Raw genomic sequence first — 14,533 nt, 5'->3', positions numbered from 1 at the left:
TTTTCCCCTTGGGTTCTGCTTTTAGTTGGATATCATTATTCGATAAAAAATCATACTTACCAATTAGTATTTATCTATAAATGATAAAAACAGGAAAGACGATAGCTCAAGTCTGCTGCGGGCCGCGATGCCGATAGATTGCCTTCATGAGGCGCGGCGGCGGGGCGGAACGCTGTGATACGCTGCGCCGGTCCCGCGTTGTTCCTTGCCCAAAGACCCCATGTCCACCCTGAAGCGAGCCCTGGCGATTCTTGACCTCTTCAGCCTAGACACTCCGGTGCTTACGGCCGAAGACATCATTTCCCGCCTGGCGTATTCGGCCCCTACGGGCTACCGCTACATCCGCGACCTGTCCGACCTGGGCTATCTGCTGCGCATGACGGGCGGCGGCTACAAGCTGGGCCCCCGCATCATCGAACTGGATCACTTGATCATCGATGGCGACCCGGTGCTGGCCGTGGCGCGGCCGATCATGCGAGAGGTGGTCGATCAGGTGGGCGGAGACGTGCTGCTCAGCGTGATCCATGGCTTGCGCATCCTGAATATCCACCACGAACGCGGCCCCGACGAACTGGGCATCCCGCACGGCCGCGGCCGCGCGCATCCTTTGTTCCGCGGCGCCACGGCCAAGACCATCGTGGCGTTCCTGCCGCGCAAGGACCAGCGCAAGCTGTACGAGGCGCATACGGACGAAGTCCGCGCGCTGGGCCTGGGCGACACCCTGGGCGAATTCACGGCGAAGCTGGACACGATCCGCGTGCAGGGCGCCTATCTGGGAGTGGGGGAGATCTCGCCCGAGCGGGCGGGCATCGCGGTGCCGGTGTTCCAGGAAGACCGCCGCATCTTCGGCGCGTTGACGGTCACGTTCCTGGCGACCCGGTTGAACACGATCGCGCAGGACAAGACGACGGCGCTGCTGCAGTCCGCCGCCCGCCGCATCGAATCGTTGGCGTTGGCCGCGCGCATGAAAGAACAGGCCCCCGCGCCGTAGGCGCCGAGGGCCTGTTTCCAGCCGGACGGGATCGGGCCAGAGGCGGGGGCAGAGTGGCGATGGCAGACCCGGTCAGGGCTGTCGGGCGGCGGTCTCCGGCGCCCGCGCGGGCGAACCCATGGCCTGGAACAGCGCCGCGGTTTCGGTCATCCGGGCATTGGCGTATTCCAGTTCGCGCAGCCGCGCCGCCACGTAATGCTGCTCGGCCGCGTATTCCGTGTAGGGCGCCAGCGCGCCCAGCCGCACCCGGCTGGCCGTGTTGCGGTAGGACTGTTCGGCCGCCCGCCGCGAGGCTTCGGCCGACGCCAGCGCCTGCCCGTCGGCGTCCAGGCGCGACAAGGTGTCGGCCACATCCTGGAATGCGGTCAGCACCGTCTGCTTGTATTGCAGCACCGCGGCCTGATAGCGTTCCTGGGCCGCGCGGCGTTCGGCCAGCAGCGCGCCGCCGTGGAAGATGGGTTGCGTGAGCGATGCGCCGATAGCCCAGATCGATCCCGCGCCCGACAGCGCGGACGGCCAGCTGAAGCCGCCTTTGCCCATGGACGCCGATAGCGACAGGCTGGGGAACAACTGCGCGGTGGCCACGCCCACATCGGCGGCGGCGGCCTGCACCACGGCATCGGCGACCAGCACGTCCGGGCGCGACGCCAGCAATTCCGACGGCACCACCACCGGCACCTGCGCCGGTACCGCCAACATGCTGAAAGCCAGGTCTTCCGGGGCCTGATCGGGGCTGCGGCCCAGCAGCACGGCCAGCGCATGGCGGGTCGCGTGCCATTGCGCGCGCAGGCCGGGCAGCGACGCCTCCATCGTGGCGGCGTCCTGGTCGGCGTCCAGCGCATCGTTCTGCGATGCCGATCCCAATTCATAGCGGCGCTGCGTATCGCGCGCCACCTGCCGCAGCAGCACCACCTGCTTTTCCGTCAGGGCCACGCGTTCGGCCAGCGACGCCGACGTGATGGCGCCGGTGACGATGTTGCCGGCCAGGGACCGGCGGGCGGACTCCAGCTGGAACGCCTGCTGTTCGACCTGCGCCGCCAGCGAGGCGTTGGCGAAGCGCGCGGCGCCGAACAGGTCCAGGTCGTAGGTGGCCTGGATCTGCCCGGTGAAGACGTTGTAGAGCGCCGTGGGCTCGGGCAGGTTCGGCATGGTCAGCGCGCGGTTGCGCTTGCCGTTGACACCCGCGTCCACGGACGGCAGCAAGGACGAATTGACCTGCGCGCGCAGTTGCTCGCGCGCGCCGGCCAGGTTGCGTTCCGCCGCGGCCAGGTTGGGGCTGTTGGCCAGGCCTTCTTCCACCAGCGCGTCCAACGCGCCGGAGCCATAGCGTTTCCACCATTCGGGCACGGGACGCGCGCCCGGCTCGAAACGTTGCGCTACGCCTTGCGCAGCGGCGCCGGCAGCGGGCGCGGGTTCCACGCCGTACTGCGCGGGCGACGCCACCGCGGGCGGCTTGCTGTCGGGGGCGAAGGCGCAGGCGCCCAGCACCAGGATCAGCGGCAGCGCCAGCGGCAGTCTGGCCAAACGGGGGGGAAGGGTCATCATCGTCAGGCTCCTCGTTGCAGCGTGTCGGCGGCGTTGGCGCCGGGCGGCACGCCTTCCGGTTCGTCGCGTTCGTCGTGGCGCACGCGGAACCAGGCCGCATACAGCGCGGGCAGGAAGAACAGCGTCAGCACGGTGGCGCTGGTGATGCCGCCCATCAACGCCGTCGCCATGGGGCCGAAGAAATTGCTGCGCAACAGCGGGATCAGGGCCAGCACCGCGGCCGCAGCCGTCAGCACAATGGGGCGGAAGCGCCGCACCGTGGCGCCGACGATCGCGTCCACGCGCTTGTGGCCGTTCAGGATGTCCTGCTCGATCTGGTCCACCAGGATCACGGAATTGCGCATGATGATGCCGAACATGGCGATCACGCCCAGCATGGCGACAAAGCCGAAGGGCTTGCCGAACAGCAGCAGCGCCGCGACCACGCCGATCAGCCCCAGGGGCGCCGTCAGCACCACCATCAACACCCGCGCGAAGCTTTGCAGCTGCACCATCAGCAGGGTCAGCACGGCCACCGCCATCAGCGGCATCTGCGCGTTGATGGACGACTGGCCCTTGCCGCTTTCCTCGACCGGGCCGCCCACTTCGATGCGGTAGCCAACCGGCAGCTCGGCGCGGATCGCGTCCAGCTTCTTGTCGATGGCGTGGGTGACGTCGATGCCCTGCGACCCGCTGGTCACGTCGGCCTGCACCGTGATGGTGGGCTGGCGGTCGCGTTCCCAGATGACGCCGTATTCCAGGTCGTAGCGCACCTGGCCCAGGCTGCCCAGCGGCACGGGGCCGTTGGGCGTGGGCATGGCCAGCGTGGCCAGGCGGGCGGGGTCGACGCGTTCGTCGCTTGGCGCGCGCAGGCTGACGGTGATCAGCTTGTCGCGTTCGCGGTATTGCGTCACGTTGTAGCCCGACAGGGTCATGGCCAGGAAGTCGGAGATGTCGCTGGAACTGATGCCCAGTTCGCGCGCCTTCTGCTGGTCGATCTCGAAGCGCACCGAACGTTCCGAGGGCTCGTCCCAATCGAACTGCACGTTCACCGAACGGCTATCGGCGCGGACTTCGGCGGCGACCTTCTCGGCTACGGCGCGCACATCGGGGATCTTGTCGCCGCTGACGCGGAACTGCACCTGGTAGCCCACGGGCGGCCCGTTTTCAAGCCGCGACAGGCGCGTGCGGATGGCGGGGAATTCCTCGCGCAGCATCGGCGCCAGCCATTGCGCCAGCTTTTCACGGTCTTCCACCGAATGGGCGGTGATGACCAGCTGGGCGAAGTTTGGCGTGGCCAGCTGCTGGTCCAGCGGCAGGTAGAAACGCGGCGCACCCGTGCCCACGAAACTGACCGAATGGTCGATCTCGGGCCGGCCGTCCAGCGCTTTTTCCAGGCGCTCCACCTGGCGCAGCGTGGCGGCGAACGACGCGCCTTCCTGCAGGCGCACGTCCACCAGCAGTTCGGTGCGGTCCGAGCTGGGGAAGAACTGCTGCGGCACCAGCTTGAAGCCCGCCATCGACACGACGAAGATCAGTACGGTGGCCGCCAGCACCCGATAGCGCCGGTCCACGCACCACGCCACCCAGCCGCGCAGACGCTGGTAGAAGCGGGTGTTGTAGATATCGTGTTCGTGGTCGTGCGGCAGATGCGCTTCACGCTTGCGTTCGGGCAACAGCCGGTAGCCCAGCAGCGGGATCAGCACCACGGCGGCGAACCACGACGTGATCAACGCGATGGCGGACACCTGGAAGATCGACCGCGTGTACTCGCCGGTGCTGGACTTGGCCAGCGCGATAGGCAGGAAGCCCGCCACCGTGACCAGCGTGCCGGTCAGCATGGGGAAGGCGGTGCTGGTGTAGGCGTATGCGGCGGCCCGGGCGCGGCTCCAGCCTTGCTCCAGCTTTACCGACATCATTTCGACGGCGATGATGGCGTCGTCCACCAGCAGGCCCAGCGCCAGCACCAGGGTGCCCAGCGATACCTTGTGCAGCCCGATGCCGAACACGTCCATGAACAGGGCCGTGACGGCCAGCACCACCGGGATCGAAATCACCACTACCATGCCCGTGCGCAGGCCCAGCGACACCAGGCTGACGATCAGCACAATGGCGACGGCTTCCGCGACGGAGCGCAGGAAGTCGTCGACGGAACGCGATACCGCCTGCGGCATGCTGGACACTTCGGTCAGCGTCAGGCCGGCCGGTAGTTCCGCCTTCAGCTTGTCAAAGGTCGTGCCCAGGGATTTGCCCAGGCGCACCACGTCCTGGCCGGGCTGCATGGTGATGCCGATGCCCAGCACGGGGTTGCCGGCCGCGCGCATCTGTTCGATGGGCGGGTCGTCGTAGCCGCGGTGGATCGTGGCGATGTCGCCCAGCCGGATCGATTTTCCGTTCACGCGGATCAGCGTGTCTGCCAGCGCGCGGCTATTCTCGAACTGGCCGGTGGGGCGCACGAAGATGCGGTCGTCGGCCGTCGTCAACGTGCCGGCGCCGGCCACCGCGTTCTGCGTATTGATCGCCTGGGCGATCTGCTGCGGCGACACGCCCAGACGGGACAACTGCGTGTTCGAAATTTCGATGTAGACGTGTTCGGGCTGGTCGGCGAAGTAGTCGACCTTGGCCACGCCCGGCACGCGCAGCAGCACCGTGCGCAGCTTGTCCGCATAGTCATGCAGCTGCGCGGGCGAGAAGCCGTCGCCGTGCAGGGTATAGATATTGGTGTAGACGTCGCCGAACTCGTCGTTGAAGAACGGGCCCTGCACGCCCTGGGGCAGCGTGGCCTGGATGTCGCCGACTTTCTTGCGTACCTGATACCACTGTTCGGCCACCGTGCTGGCGGGCGCCGAATCCTTCATGGTGTAGAAGATCAGCGATTCGCCGGGGCGCGAGTAGCTGCGCAGGAAGTCCGTGTTGGGGGTCTCCTGGAGCTTCTTGCCGATGCGGTCGGTGACCTGTTCCTGCACCTGCTGCGCGGTCGCACCCGGCCAAAGGGTCTTGATGACCATGACGCGGAAGGTGAAGGGCGGGTCTTCGGACTGCGCCAGCTTGGAATACGACAGCACGCCGAACAGCGTGACCAGCGCAATGATGAAGATCACCAGCGGCTGGTGGCGCAGCGCCCAGGCCGACAGGTTGAATTTGCCTTCTTCGTGGCTGTGGCCAGGTTCTCGATCCGGCGCGCTCATGACGCGAAGTCCTCGGGGTGCAGCGGCGGCACCGCGCGCACCTTTTCGCCGGCGGACACGGTGTGCACGCCTTGCCACACCAGGCGTTCGCCGGCCTGGACGCCGCCGGACAACGTGACGGAGCGCGCGTCGTAGCGCAGCACCTGCACGCGGCGCAGCTCCAGCGTGTCTTCCTGGGGCTTGACGACCCAGACCGCGGGTTCCTTGCCGTCATGGAACAGCGCGGTGGCCGGCACCGTGTAGGTCGCCTGGCCGTCCAGGCCGCGGTTGTCGAAGCTGATGTTGGCGGTCATGCCCAGCCGGACCTCCGGCGAGGGTGACTCCAGCGTGAGCTTGACGCGGTAGGTGCGGCTTTGGGGATCGGCCGCGGGCGCGATTTCGCGCAGCACGGCGGTAAAGGTCTTGCCCGGCAGCGGGCCCAGCGTGACGCTGGCGCGCTGGCCCACGGTCAGCCCCGCCAGCACGCTTTCGGGCACGTCGCAGATGGCGTCGATGTCGCCGGACCATGCCAATTGGTAGACGGGCGTGCCTGCCGCCACGTTCTGGCCGGTGTCGGCCTGTTCCGCGGTGATGACGCCCGCGTGGTCGGCTTGCAGAGTGGTGTATTTCAACTGGTCGGCCGACAGCGCCGCCTGCTGCGCGGCCTGGTCCCGCGAGGCCAGCGCCGAGGCGTAGGCGTTGCGGGTCTGTTCAAGCTGGTTCGCCGCGATCAGGTTTTCGCGCGCTTGGGCGCGGTCGCGGTCCAATTGCTGGCGCGCATAGTCCAGCTGATGCTGGGCCGCCGACAACTGGGCCTTCGCGGCGGCCGCGTTCTTGGTCGCGTCGGCCGGGTCCAGCTTGGCCACGACCTGGCCCGGGGTGACGCTGTCGCCCAGCCTCACTTGGCGTTCGATGATCTTGCCGCCCACGCGGAACGACAACGGCGTGCTGTAGCGGGCCTGCACCTCGCCCGGCAGGGTCCAGGCCGGCAGGCGTTCGTCGGCCTGGGCCGGCATGGCCACCACCGGGCGCGGCGCGGGGGCGGGCGCGTCTTTGCGGCCGCAGCCCGACAGGGCCACGGCCAGCGCCAGGGCGGCCGGCAAGGCTAGCCGGCGCGTCCAGCGGCGGGGAGTGGAAGAGGGCAATGCCGCGGCGGCGGCAAGGTCGTGCGCGGCGGGATGCGCGCAAGGGCCTGGACAATTCACGAAACACCTCGCGGCGCGGAAAGGGGCAAAAGAGGGGCGAGTCAGACTCGATACGGCCTGGATTCTAATCCAACTATGAATTCAGATACAACATTGTATTTGGAATGATGGCCAGTGCTAAACTCGCGCCATGTCAAAAATCCGCCTTACCCGCGAGCAAAGCCGAGACCAGACGCGCCAGCGCCTGTTCGACGCCGCGCAATCGGTTTTTCTCAGCAAGGGCTTTGTGGCCGCCAGCGTCGAAGACATCGCCGAATTGGCGGGGTACACGCGCGGGGCCTTCTATTCCAATTTCGGCAGCAAGTCAGAACTGTTCCTGCAGCTGCTCCGGCGCGACCACGAAAAAGTGATGGCCGACATGCGCGCCATCTTCGAAGACGGCGAATCGCGTCCGCAAATGGAGGCGCGCGTGCTGGAGTACTACAGCACGCACTACCGCGAAAACGATTGCTTCCTGCTCTGGATGGAAGGCAAGCTGCAGGCCGCGCGCGACCCGGAGTTCCGGGTCGGTTTCACGGACTGCCTGCGCGAACTGCGCGCCGCCACCACGGAATACGTCCGCCAGTTTTCCGCCCACGTGGGCACGCCGCTGCCGATGCCGGCCGAGCAGCTGGCCGTGGGCTTGCTGGCCCTGTCGGACGGCATGCAGTTCAGCTACGCCTTCGATCCGCAGGGCGTCACGCTGGAAATGACCGAAGCCGTGCTGGCGGGATTCTTCCGCCGCGTGGTGTTCGGCGACGCGCCGCCCAATTAGCCTAGTAGTTCCGAAATCTCGATCAGATTCAGGTCCGGATCGCGCAGATACACTGACCGGATCTTGCCGGTGGCGCCGGTGCGCGGCACCGGGCCTTCGATGATCGTGGCGCCTGCCTCGTTCAACCGGGCGATCACCTCGTCCAGGGGCCGGTCGGCGATAAAGCAAAGGTCCAGTGCGCCCGGCACCGGCAAGTGCGCCTTGGGTTCGAACTCGTGGCCGCGCACATGCAGGTTGATCTTCTGGTTGCCGAATCGCAACGCCTGGCGGCCCGCGCCGAAGGTTTCCAGGCGCATGCCCAGGATGCGGGTGTAGAAGTCCACTGTGGCGTCGGGGTCGGTGCAGGTCAGGACCAGATGGTCAAGATGATCGATCATGCGCTTCTCCGTGATTTCAGATTGTCAGCCCTACGCTGGGCGTGATAGTAATACCTGCGGCGTGCAGCCAGACTGAGGGGGCCTGCGCCGGTTTTTCCAACCCTCGGGCGAAAGGAGCGGCAGCATGACTTCAGAAACCCGACCATCCACGATCAATCGGCCCGTGTTCTTCCCGGCCGCCATCTTCACGCTGCTGCTGGTGGGATTCGCGATCTTCGCGCCGAAGTCGGCGCAAAGCCTCTTCGAATCGGTGCAAGGCTGGATCCTGGGCAACGCCAGCTGGTTCTACATCCTGGTCGTTGCGATCATCCTGCTGGCCGTGGTGTTCCTGGCCGTCAGCCGGTACGGCGACATCAAGCTGGGGCCGGACCACAGCGAACCGGACTACCGCAATTTCACCTGGTTCGCGATGCTGTTTTCCGCGGGCATGGGCATCGGCCTGATGTTCTTCGGCGTGGCCGAACCGGTGATGCACTTCATGTCGCCGCCGGTGGGCGAGGGCGCGACGGCGATCGCCGCGCGCGAAGCCATGAAGATCACGTTCTTCCATTGGGGCCTGCACGCCTGGGCCATCTACGCGGTGGTGGCGCTGATCCTGGCGTTCTTCAGTTATCGCCACGGACTGCCGCTGACGCTGCGTTCCGCGCTGTATCCGCTGATCGGCAACCGCATCCACGGGCCGATCGGCCATGCCGTCGACATCTTCGCCATCATCGGCACGGTGCTGGGCGTGGCGACGTCGCTGGGGCTGGGCGTGGCGCAGATCAACAGCGGGCTGAACCACCTGTTCGGCGTTCCGGTGGGCGTGACCACGCAGATCATCCTGATCGTCATCACCTGCGGGCTGGCCACGATCTCGGTCGCAAGCGGCCTGGACAAGGGCGTCCGCATCCTGTCCGAGACCAATCTGGTGCTGGCGGGGGTGCTGCTGCTGTTCGTGCTGATCGTCGGGCCCACCGTGTTCCTGTTCCAGACGTTCGTGCAGAACACCGGTGCCTACCTGTCCGACATCGTCAACAAGACCTTCAACCTCTACGCCTACGAGCCCACCGACTGGATCGGCGGCTGGACGCTGTTCTATTGGGGCTGGTGGATCGCGTGGTCGCCGTTCGTGGGCCTCTTCATCGCGCGCATCTCGCGCGGCCGCACCATCCGCGAATTCGTGACCGGCGTGCTGCTGGTGCCGGCCGGCTTCACCCTGTTCTGGATGACGGTGTTCGGTGACACGGCCATCCACATGATCCTGGTGGACAAGGTGCAGGGCTTCGCGGAAGTGGTGGAAGCCGATTCATCGCTGGCCCTGTTCGCCTTTCTTGAACACTTGCCCTGGAGCGGGGTCCTGTCGATCGTCGCCATCGTGATGGTGGCGGTGTTCTTCGTCACCTCGGCCGACTCGGGGGCGCTGGTGGTGGACTTGCTGGCGTCCGGCGGGTCGGACCGCACGCCGGTGTGGCAGCGCATCTTCTGGTCGCTGCTGATGGGGGCGGTGGCGATCGCGCTGCTGTTGGCGGACGGCCTGACCGCGTTGCAGACGGCCACGATCGCAAGCGCCTTGCCGTTCTCCGTCATCCTGCTGCTGTCGCTGTGGGGGCTGTTCAAGGCGCTGAAGCTGGACGCGACCAAGCGCGGCATCCGGTACCAGTCGCTGACCTTGTCGCGCCCGGCGCGCGGCGGGCAGTCCTGGGAACGCCGCCTGCGCAACATGGTCATGATGCCGCGCCGCGCCCACGTGCAGCGCTTCATCAGCGACGTCGTGCGCCCGGCGCTGGAAGACGTGGCCGACGAACTGCGCAAGCAGGGCTATGCCGTCGAGGTCCGGGAAAACGAGAGCGACGGCAGCGCCGTCCTCGAGGTATCCCATGGCGAGCACCTGGATTTCTCGTATGCCGTGCAGCCCGAGGCCTTCGTGCGCCCCAGCCTGACGCCGGACGAGGCCGCCGACGAGGAAGAGCGCAAATACTTCCGCGCCGAAGTCCACCTGCGCGAAGGCGGGCAGGACTACGACATCATGGGCTGGAGCCGGGACGCCGTCATCGGCGACATCCTGGACCAATACGAGCGCCATCGCCACTACCTGCACATGGTACGGACCTAGCAGCGGGCACGCCGCTTCGCATCGAAACCGCCGGGCGCGTCCGGCGGTTTTTTTTCGCCCATAGGCAGCCGCTATGCCGGTCATTGCTTTAGCCGCTTTGACGGATTCGCCGGAATCATAGATTATCCAAGTATATTCTTGGATAAATAGAGAGCAAATCATGAAGGCGAAATCAGGGGCATGGGCGGCGGGCATCGTCGTGCTGGCGGTGGTGGCGGGAGGTGGGCTGGTCTGGAAGTTCAGCGGGCCGTCGCAAAAGGGCGGTTGGGCGATGCCGCCGGCCAAGGTGGCGGTGGCGCCCGCGGTGCGGGCGGACTTCCCGGTGGCGCTGACCGGCATCGGATCCCTGGAGGCCACGCGCCAGGTGCAGGTGCCGGCCGAAGTGGACGGCCGTGTCACGCAGATCCTGTTCACGGCCGGGCAGCGCGTAGCGGCCGGCCAACTGCTGGTGCAGATGAACGACGCGCCGGAACAAGGCGAACTGGCCCGCCTGCAAGCCCAGGCGCGCAATGCGCGGACGCTGCTGGAACGCACGCGCCGCCTGTTGCCGCAGCAGGCCGCCACGCGCGAACAGCTGGACCAGGCGCAGGCCGACTATGACCAGGCCGCCGCCGACATCAAGCGGGTGCAGGCGGTGATCGAGCAAAAGCGTGTCAAGGCGCCGTTCGACGGCGTGCTGGGCGTGCGCCGCGTCAATCTGGGCCAGTTCGCCAAGGCGGGCGACGCGCTGGTGTCGTTGACCGACGCGACCACGCTGTACGCCAACATCACCTTGCCCGAGCAGGCGCTGGGCGCGTTGCGCGCCGGCCAGCCTGTCACCGTGACAGTGGACGCCCATGCCGGGCGCGAGTTCGCCGGCCAGGTCACCACGGTCGAGCCCCAGGTGGACCCGGGGTCGCGCATCGTGCGGGTGCAGGCCACGTTGCCCAATGCCGACGGCGCCCTGGCCGCCGGCATGTTCGCGCACGGCCGCATCGGCCTGCCCGACCGGCCCGGCGTGATCACCGTGCCGGAAACTGCGGTCAGCTACAGCGCCTATGGCGACTCCGTCTATGTCCTGACGCCGCCTGCGGCGGACCAGCAGGGCGCGGCCCCCACCGTGCGGCAAGCCTATGTGAAGACGGCCGAGCGCGCGCGCGGCCGGGTCGTCGTGACGGAAGGCCTGGACGCCGGCGACCAGGTCGTGACGTCCGGCCAGTTGCGCCTGCACAACGGCGCGGCGGTCGACATCATCGCCACCGACACCGTGGCGCTGGATGACGCGCGGCAAGCCGTGGCGCGGGCCAAGTAACGGGAAGGAGGCAATCATGAGATTCACCGACCTTTTCGTCCGCCGGCCCGTGCTGGCCCTGGTGGTCAGCACGCTGATCCTGTTGTTGGGCATCAAGGCGCTGAGTGGCCTGCCCGTGCGGCAGTACCCGCTGACCGAAAGCACCACCATCACCATCACCACCCAGTATCCAGGCGCGTCACCCGACCTGATGCAGGGCTTCGTCACGCAGCCCATCGCGCAATCGGTGGCCACGGTGGAAGGCATCGACTACCTGTCGTCCTCATCCACGCAGGGCCGCAGCGTCATTACGGTCCGGATGAAGCTGAACGCCGACTCCAACAAGGCCATGACCGAGGTCATGGCCAAGGTCAACGAGGTCAAGTACCGCTTGCCGCAAGACGTGTACGACCCCGTGCTGGTCAAGTCCGCGGGCGAGGCGACGGCCGTGGCCTACGTGGGATTCTCCAGCACCACCCTGTCGTTGGCGGCGCTGACCGACTACCTGTCGCGGGTGGTCCAGCCGCAGCTGTCTTCGATCGACGGCGTGGCAAGCGTCGAGCTCTACGGCGGCCAGAAGCTGGCCATGCGCGTCTGGCTGGACCCCAACCGGATGGCCGCGCGCGGCATTTCCGCTGGCGAACTGGCCCAGGCGCTGCGCGATAACAACGTGCAGGCCGCGCCGGGCCAGGCCAAGGGGCTGTACGTGGTGTCCAACATCCAGGTCAATACCGATCTTGTGAACGTGGCCGAATTCCGCGACCTGGTGGTCAAGCGCGACGGCGACGCCATCGTGCGGCTGGGCGATGTCGCCACCGTGGAACTGGGCGCGGCGTCCACCGATTCCAGCGGCCTGATGGACGGCGAACCGGCCGTGTACTTCGGCCTGAACGCTACGCCGGTCGGCAACCCGCTCGTCATCGTCAAGCGGCTGAACGAGCTGTTGCCCAACATCAAGCAGAACCTGCCGCCGGGCACCAGCGTGCAGGTGCCGTTCGAGCTGGCCCGCTTCATCAGCGCGTCCATCGACGGCGTGATGCACACGCTGCTGGAAGCGGTCGCCATCGTGGTGGCGGTGATCTTCCTGTGCCTGGGATCGCTGCGCGCCGTGCTGATTCCGGTCATTACCATCCCGCTGTCCATGCTGGGCGGGGCGGCCATCATGGCGCTGTTCGGCTTCAGCGTGAACCTGCTGACCTTGCTGGCGATGGTGCTGGCCATCGGCCTGGTGGTGGACGACGCGATCGTGGTGGTGGAGAACGTGCATCGCCATATCGAAGAGGGCAAGTCGCCCGTGCGGGCGGCGCTGATCGGCGCGCGCGAAGTGGCGGGGCCGGTCATCGCCATGACGATCACGCTGGCGGCCGTCTATGCGCCCATCGGGCTGATGGGCGGGTTGACGGGGTCGCTGTTCAAGGAATTCGCCTTCACGCTGGCGGGGGCGGTCGTCGTGTCGGGCGTGATCGCGCTGACGCTGTCGCCGGTGATGAGCTCTTTCCTGTTGAACCGCCGCGTGTCGGAGGGCTGGATGGCGCAGCGCGCCGAGCGCTTTTTCGCACGGCTGGGCGAAGCCTATGGCCGGGTGCTGGACGTGTCCCTGCATCACCGCTGGGTGACCGGGCTGATCGCGACGGGGGTGCTGGTCAGCCTGCCGTTCCTGTACAACGCGGCGCAGCGCGAACTGGCGCCGGTCGAAGACCAGTCCACCGTGCTGACGGCGATCAAGTCCCCGCAACAGGCCAATATCGATTACGTGGAGAAGTTCGGCAAGAAGTGGGACGACGTCATGAAGACCTTGCCGGAACAGAAAGGGCGCTGGCTGATCAACGGATCGGACGGGGTCTCCAACAGCATCGGCGGCGTGGACTTCGTGGACTGGGATGCCCGCACGCGCTCGGCCGACGCCATCCAGGCCGACATGCAGTCGATGGCCAACCAGGTCGAAGGCAGCAACATCTTCGCCTTCCAGCTGCCGTCGCTGCCGGGTTCCACGGGCGGCTTGCCCGTGCAGATGGTGCTGATGAGCGCGGCCGACTACCCGGTGGTCTACGAATCCATGGAAAGCCTGAAGAAGGCGGCGCGCGAAAGCGGCCTGTTCATGGTCGTGGACAGCGATCTGGACTACAACAATCCGGTGGTGCAGCTGAAGGTGGACCGCGCCAAGGCCAACAGCCTGGGCGTCACCATGAAGGCCATCGGCGACACGCTGGCCGTGCTGGTGGGCGAGAACTACGTCAACCGCTTCGGCATGGACGGCAGGTCCTATGACGTGATTCCGCAGAGCCTGCGCGAACAGCGCATCTCGCCCGCGTCGCTGGCGCAGTTCCACGTCAAGAGCGCCAGCGGCGCGCAGGTGCCGCTGTCCAACCTGGTGACGGTGTCCATGGGGGTCGAACCCAATTCGCTGACGCAGTTCAACCAGCTGAACGCCGCCACCTTCCAGGCCATCCCGATGCCGGGTGTCACGATGGGCGACGCGGTGCAGTTCCTGACGCGGCAGGCCCAGCAACTGCCCGCAGGCTTCAGCTACGACTGGCAGTCGGACGCGCGCCAGTTCAGCCAGGAAGGCTCGGCGCTGATGATCACCTTCATCTTCGCCATCATCGTCATCTACCTGGTGCTGGCCGCGCAGTACGAAAGCCTGCGCGACCCGTTCATCATCCTGGTCAGCGTGCCCATGTCGATCTGCGGCGCCCTGATCCCGCTGGCGCTGGGCATGGCCACCGTCAACATCTATACCCAGATCGGCCTGGTGACGCTGATCGGCCTGATCAGCAAGCACGGCATCCTGATGGTGGAGTTCGCCAACGAGATGCAGGTCAGCCACGGGCTGGACCGGCGTGCCGCGATGGAGCAGGCCGCCCGCATCCGCCTGCGCCCCATCCTGATGACGACGGCGGCGATGGTGATGGGGCTGATCCCGCTGCTGTTCGCCTCGGGCGCGGGCGCGCACAGCCGCTACAGCCTGGGTCTTGTCATCGTGGTGGGCCTGCTGGTGGGCACGCTGTTCACGCTGTTCGTGCTGCCGACCGTCTACACCGTTTTCGCGCGCGACCACCGCGCGGCCAACGATACGCCGCGCGCCCGCGAACTGGCGGCGGCGCAGGCCGCCGACGCCGGCACCCCCGCGGCCGTCGCGCATTAAGGAAC

At 66.9% G+C, this 14,533-nt stretch carries 9 protein-coding genes; 5 read left to right on the top strand and 4 right to left on the bottom strand.

Annotated features, from left to right (window positions below; translation table 11 throughout):
- Positions 1-220: 220 nt before the first annotated feature.
- Complete coding sequence (locus tag A9973_RS18695) at positions 221-991, top strand: IclR family transcriptional regulator (RefSeq protein WP_183015203.1); 771 nt, start codon at positions 221-223, stop codon at positions 989-991.
- 72 nt (positions 992-1,063) lie between these two features.
- On the opposite strand, the gene A9973_RS18690 is transcribed toward A9973_RS18695, so the two are convergent.
- From A9973_RS18690 to A9973_RS18680, 3 genes are read right to left on the bottom strand one after another with little or no spacing between them, the layout of a single operon-like run.
- Positions 1,064-2,536 carry an efflux transporter outer membrane subunit gene (locus A9973_RS18690; protein ID WP_183015202.1) on the bottom strand — a complete coding sequence of 491 codons (1,473 nt, stop codon included), beginning with the start codon at positions 2,534-2,536 and terminating at the stop codon, positions 1,064-1,066.
- Between the two features lie 2 nt (positions 2,537-2,538).
- Positions 2,539-5,703, bottom strand: coding sequence for an efflux RND transporter permease subunit (locus tag A9973_RS18685; RefSeq protein ID WP_183015201.1), 3,165 nt, complete (start codon positions 5,701-5,703; stop codon positions 2,539-2,541).
- Positions 5,700-6,887, bottom strand: coding sequence for an efflux RND transporter periplasmic adaptor subunit (locus tag A9973_RS18680; RefSeq protein WP_370539503.1), 1,188 nt, complete (start codon positions 6,885-6,887; stop codon positions 5,700-5,702). The genes A9973_RS18685 and A9973_RS18680 overlap by 4 nt, the downstream gene beginning before the upstream one ends.
- A gap of 130 nt (positions 6,888-7,017) precedes the next feature.
- Here A9973_RS18680 and A9973_RS18675 point away from each other — a divergent pair, with 130 nt between their 5' ends.
- Positions 7,018-7,641 (top strand): TetR/AcrR family transcriptional regulator, encoded by a 624-nt coding sequence (locus tag A9973_RS18675; RefSeq protein WP_183015200.1) that lies wholly within the window; start codon positions 7,018-7,020, stop codon positions 7,639-7,641.
- Here A9973_RS18675 and A9973_RS18670 read toward each other — a convergent pair.
- Complete coding sequence (locus A9973_RS18670) at positions 7,638-8,018, bottom strand: VOC family protein (protein ID WP_183015199.1); 381 nt, start codon at positions 8,016-8,018, stop codon at positions 7,638-7,640. The two genes, A9973_RS18675 and A9973_RS18670, sit on opposite strands and share 4 nt — an antisense overlap.
- A gap of 124 nt (positions 8,019-8,142) precedes the next feature.
- On the opposite strand from A9973_RS18670, the gene A9973_RS18665 reads away from it, so the two are divergent.
- The 3 genes from A9973_RS18665 (at position 8,143) to A9973_RS18655 (ending at position 14,528) form a co-directional block, all read left to right on the top strand.
- Positions 8,143-10,113 (top strand): choline BCCT transporter BetT, encoded by a 1,971-nt coding sequence (locus tag A9973_RS18665; protein ID WP_183015198.1) that lies wholly within the window; start codon positions 8,143-8,145, stop codon positions 10,111-10,113.
- Between the two features lie 160 nt (positions 10,114-10,273).
- Positions 10,274-11,404 (top strand): efflux RND transporter periplasmic adaptor subunit, encoded by a 1,131-nt coding sequence (locus A9973_RS18660; RefSeq protein WP_183015197.1) that lies wholly within the window; start codon positions 10,274-10,276, stop codon positions 11,402-11,404.
- 16 nt (positions 11,405-11,420) lie between these two features.
- Entirely contained in the window at positions 11,421-14,528 is a 3,108-nt protein-coding gene (locus tag A9973_RS18655; RefSeq protein WP_183015196.1) for a MexW/MexI family multidrug efflux RND transporter permease subunit, read from the top strand.
- The last annotated feature ends 5 nt before the right edge of the window (positions 14,529-14,533 follow it).

Origin of the sequence: Achromobacter sp. UMC46, assembly GCF_014170335.1 — a bacterium.
Classification (GTDB): domain Bacteria; phylum Pseudomonadota; class Gammaproteobacteria; order Burkholderiales; family Burkholderiaceae_B; genus Achromobacter.
The sequence above is the reverse complement of the archived record's forward strand: the minus strand, read 5'-3'. Positions and strand labels throughout refer to the sequence as shown.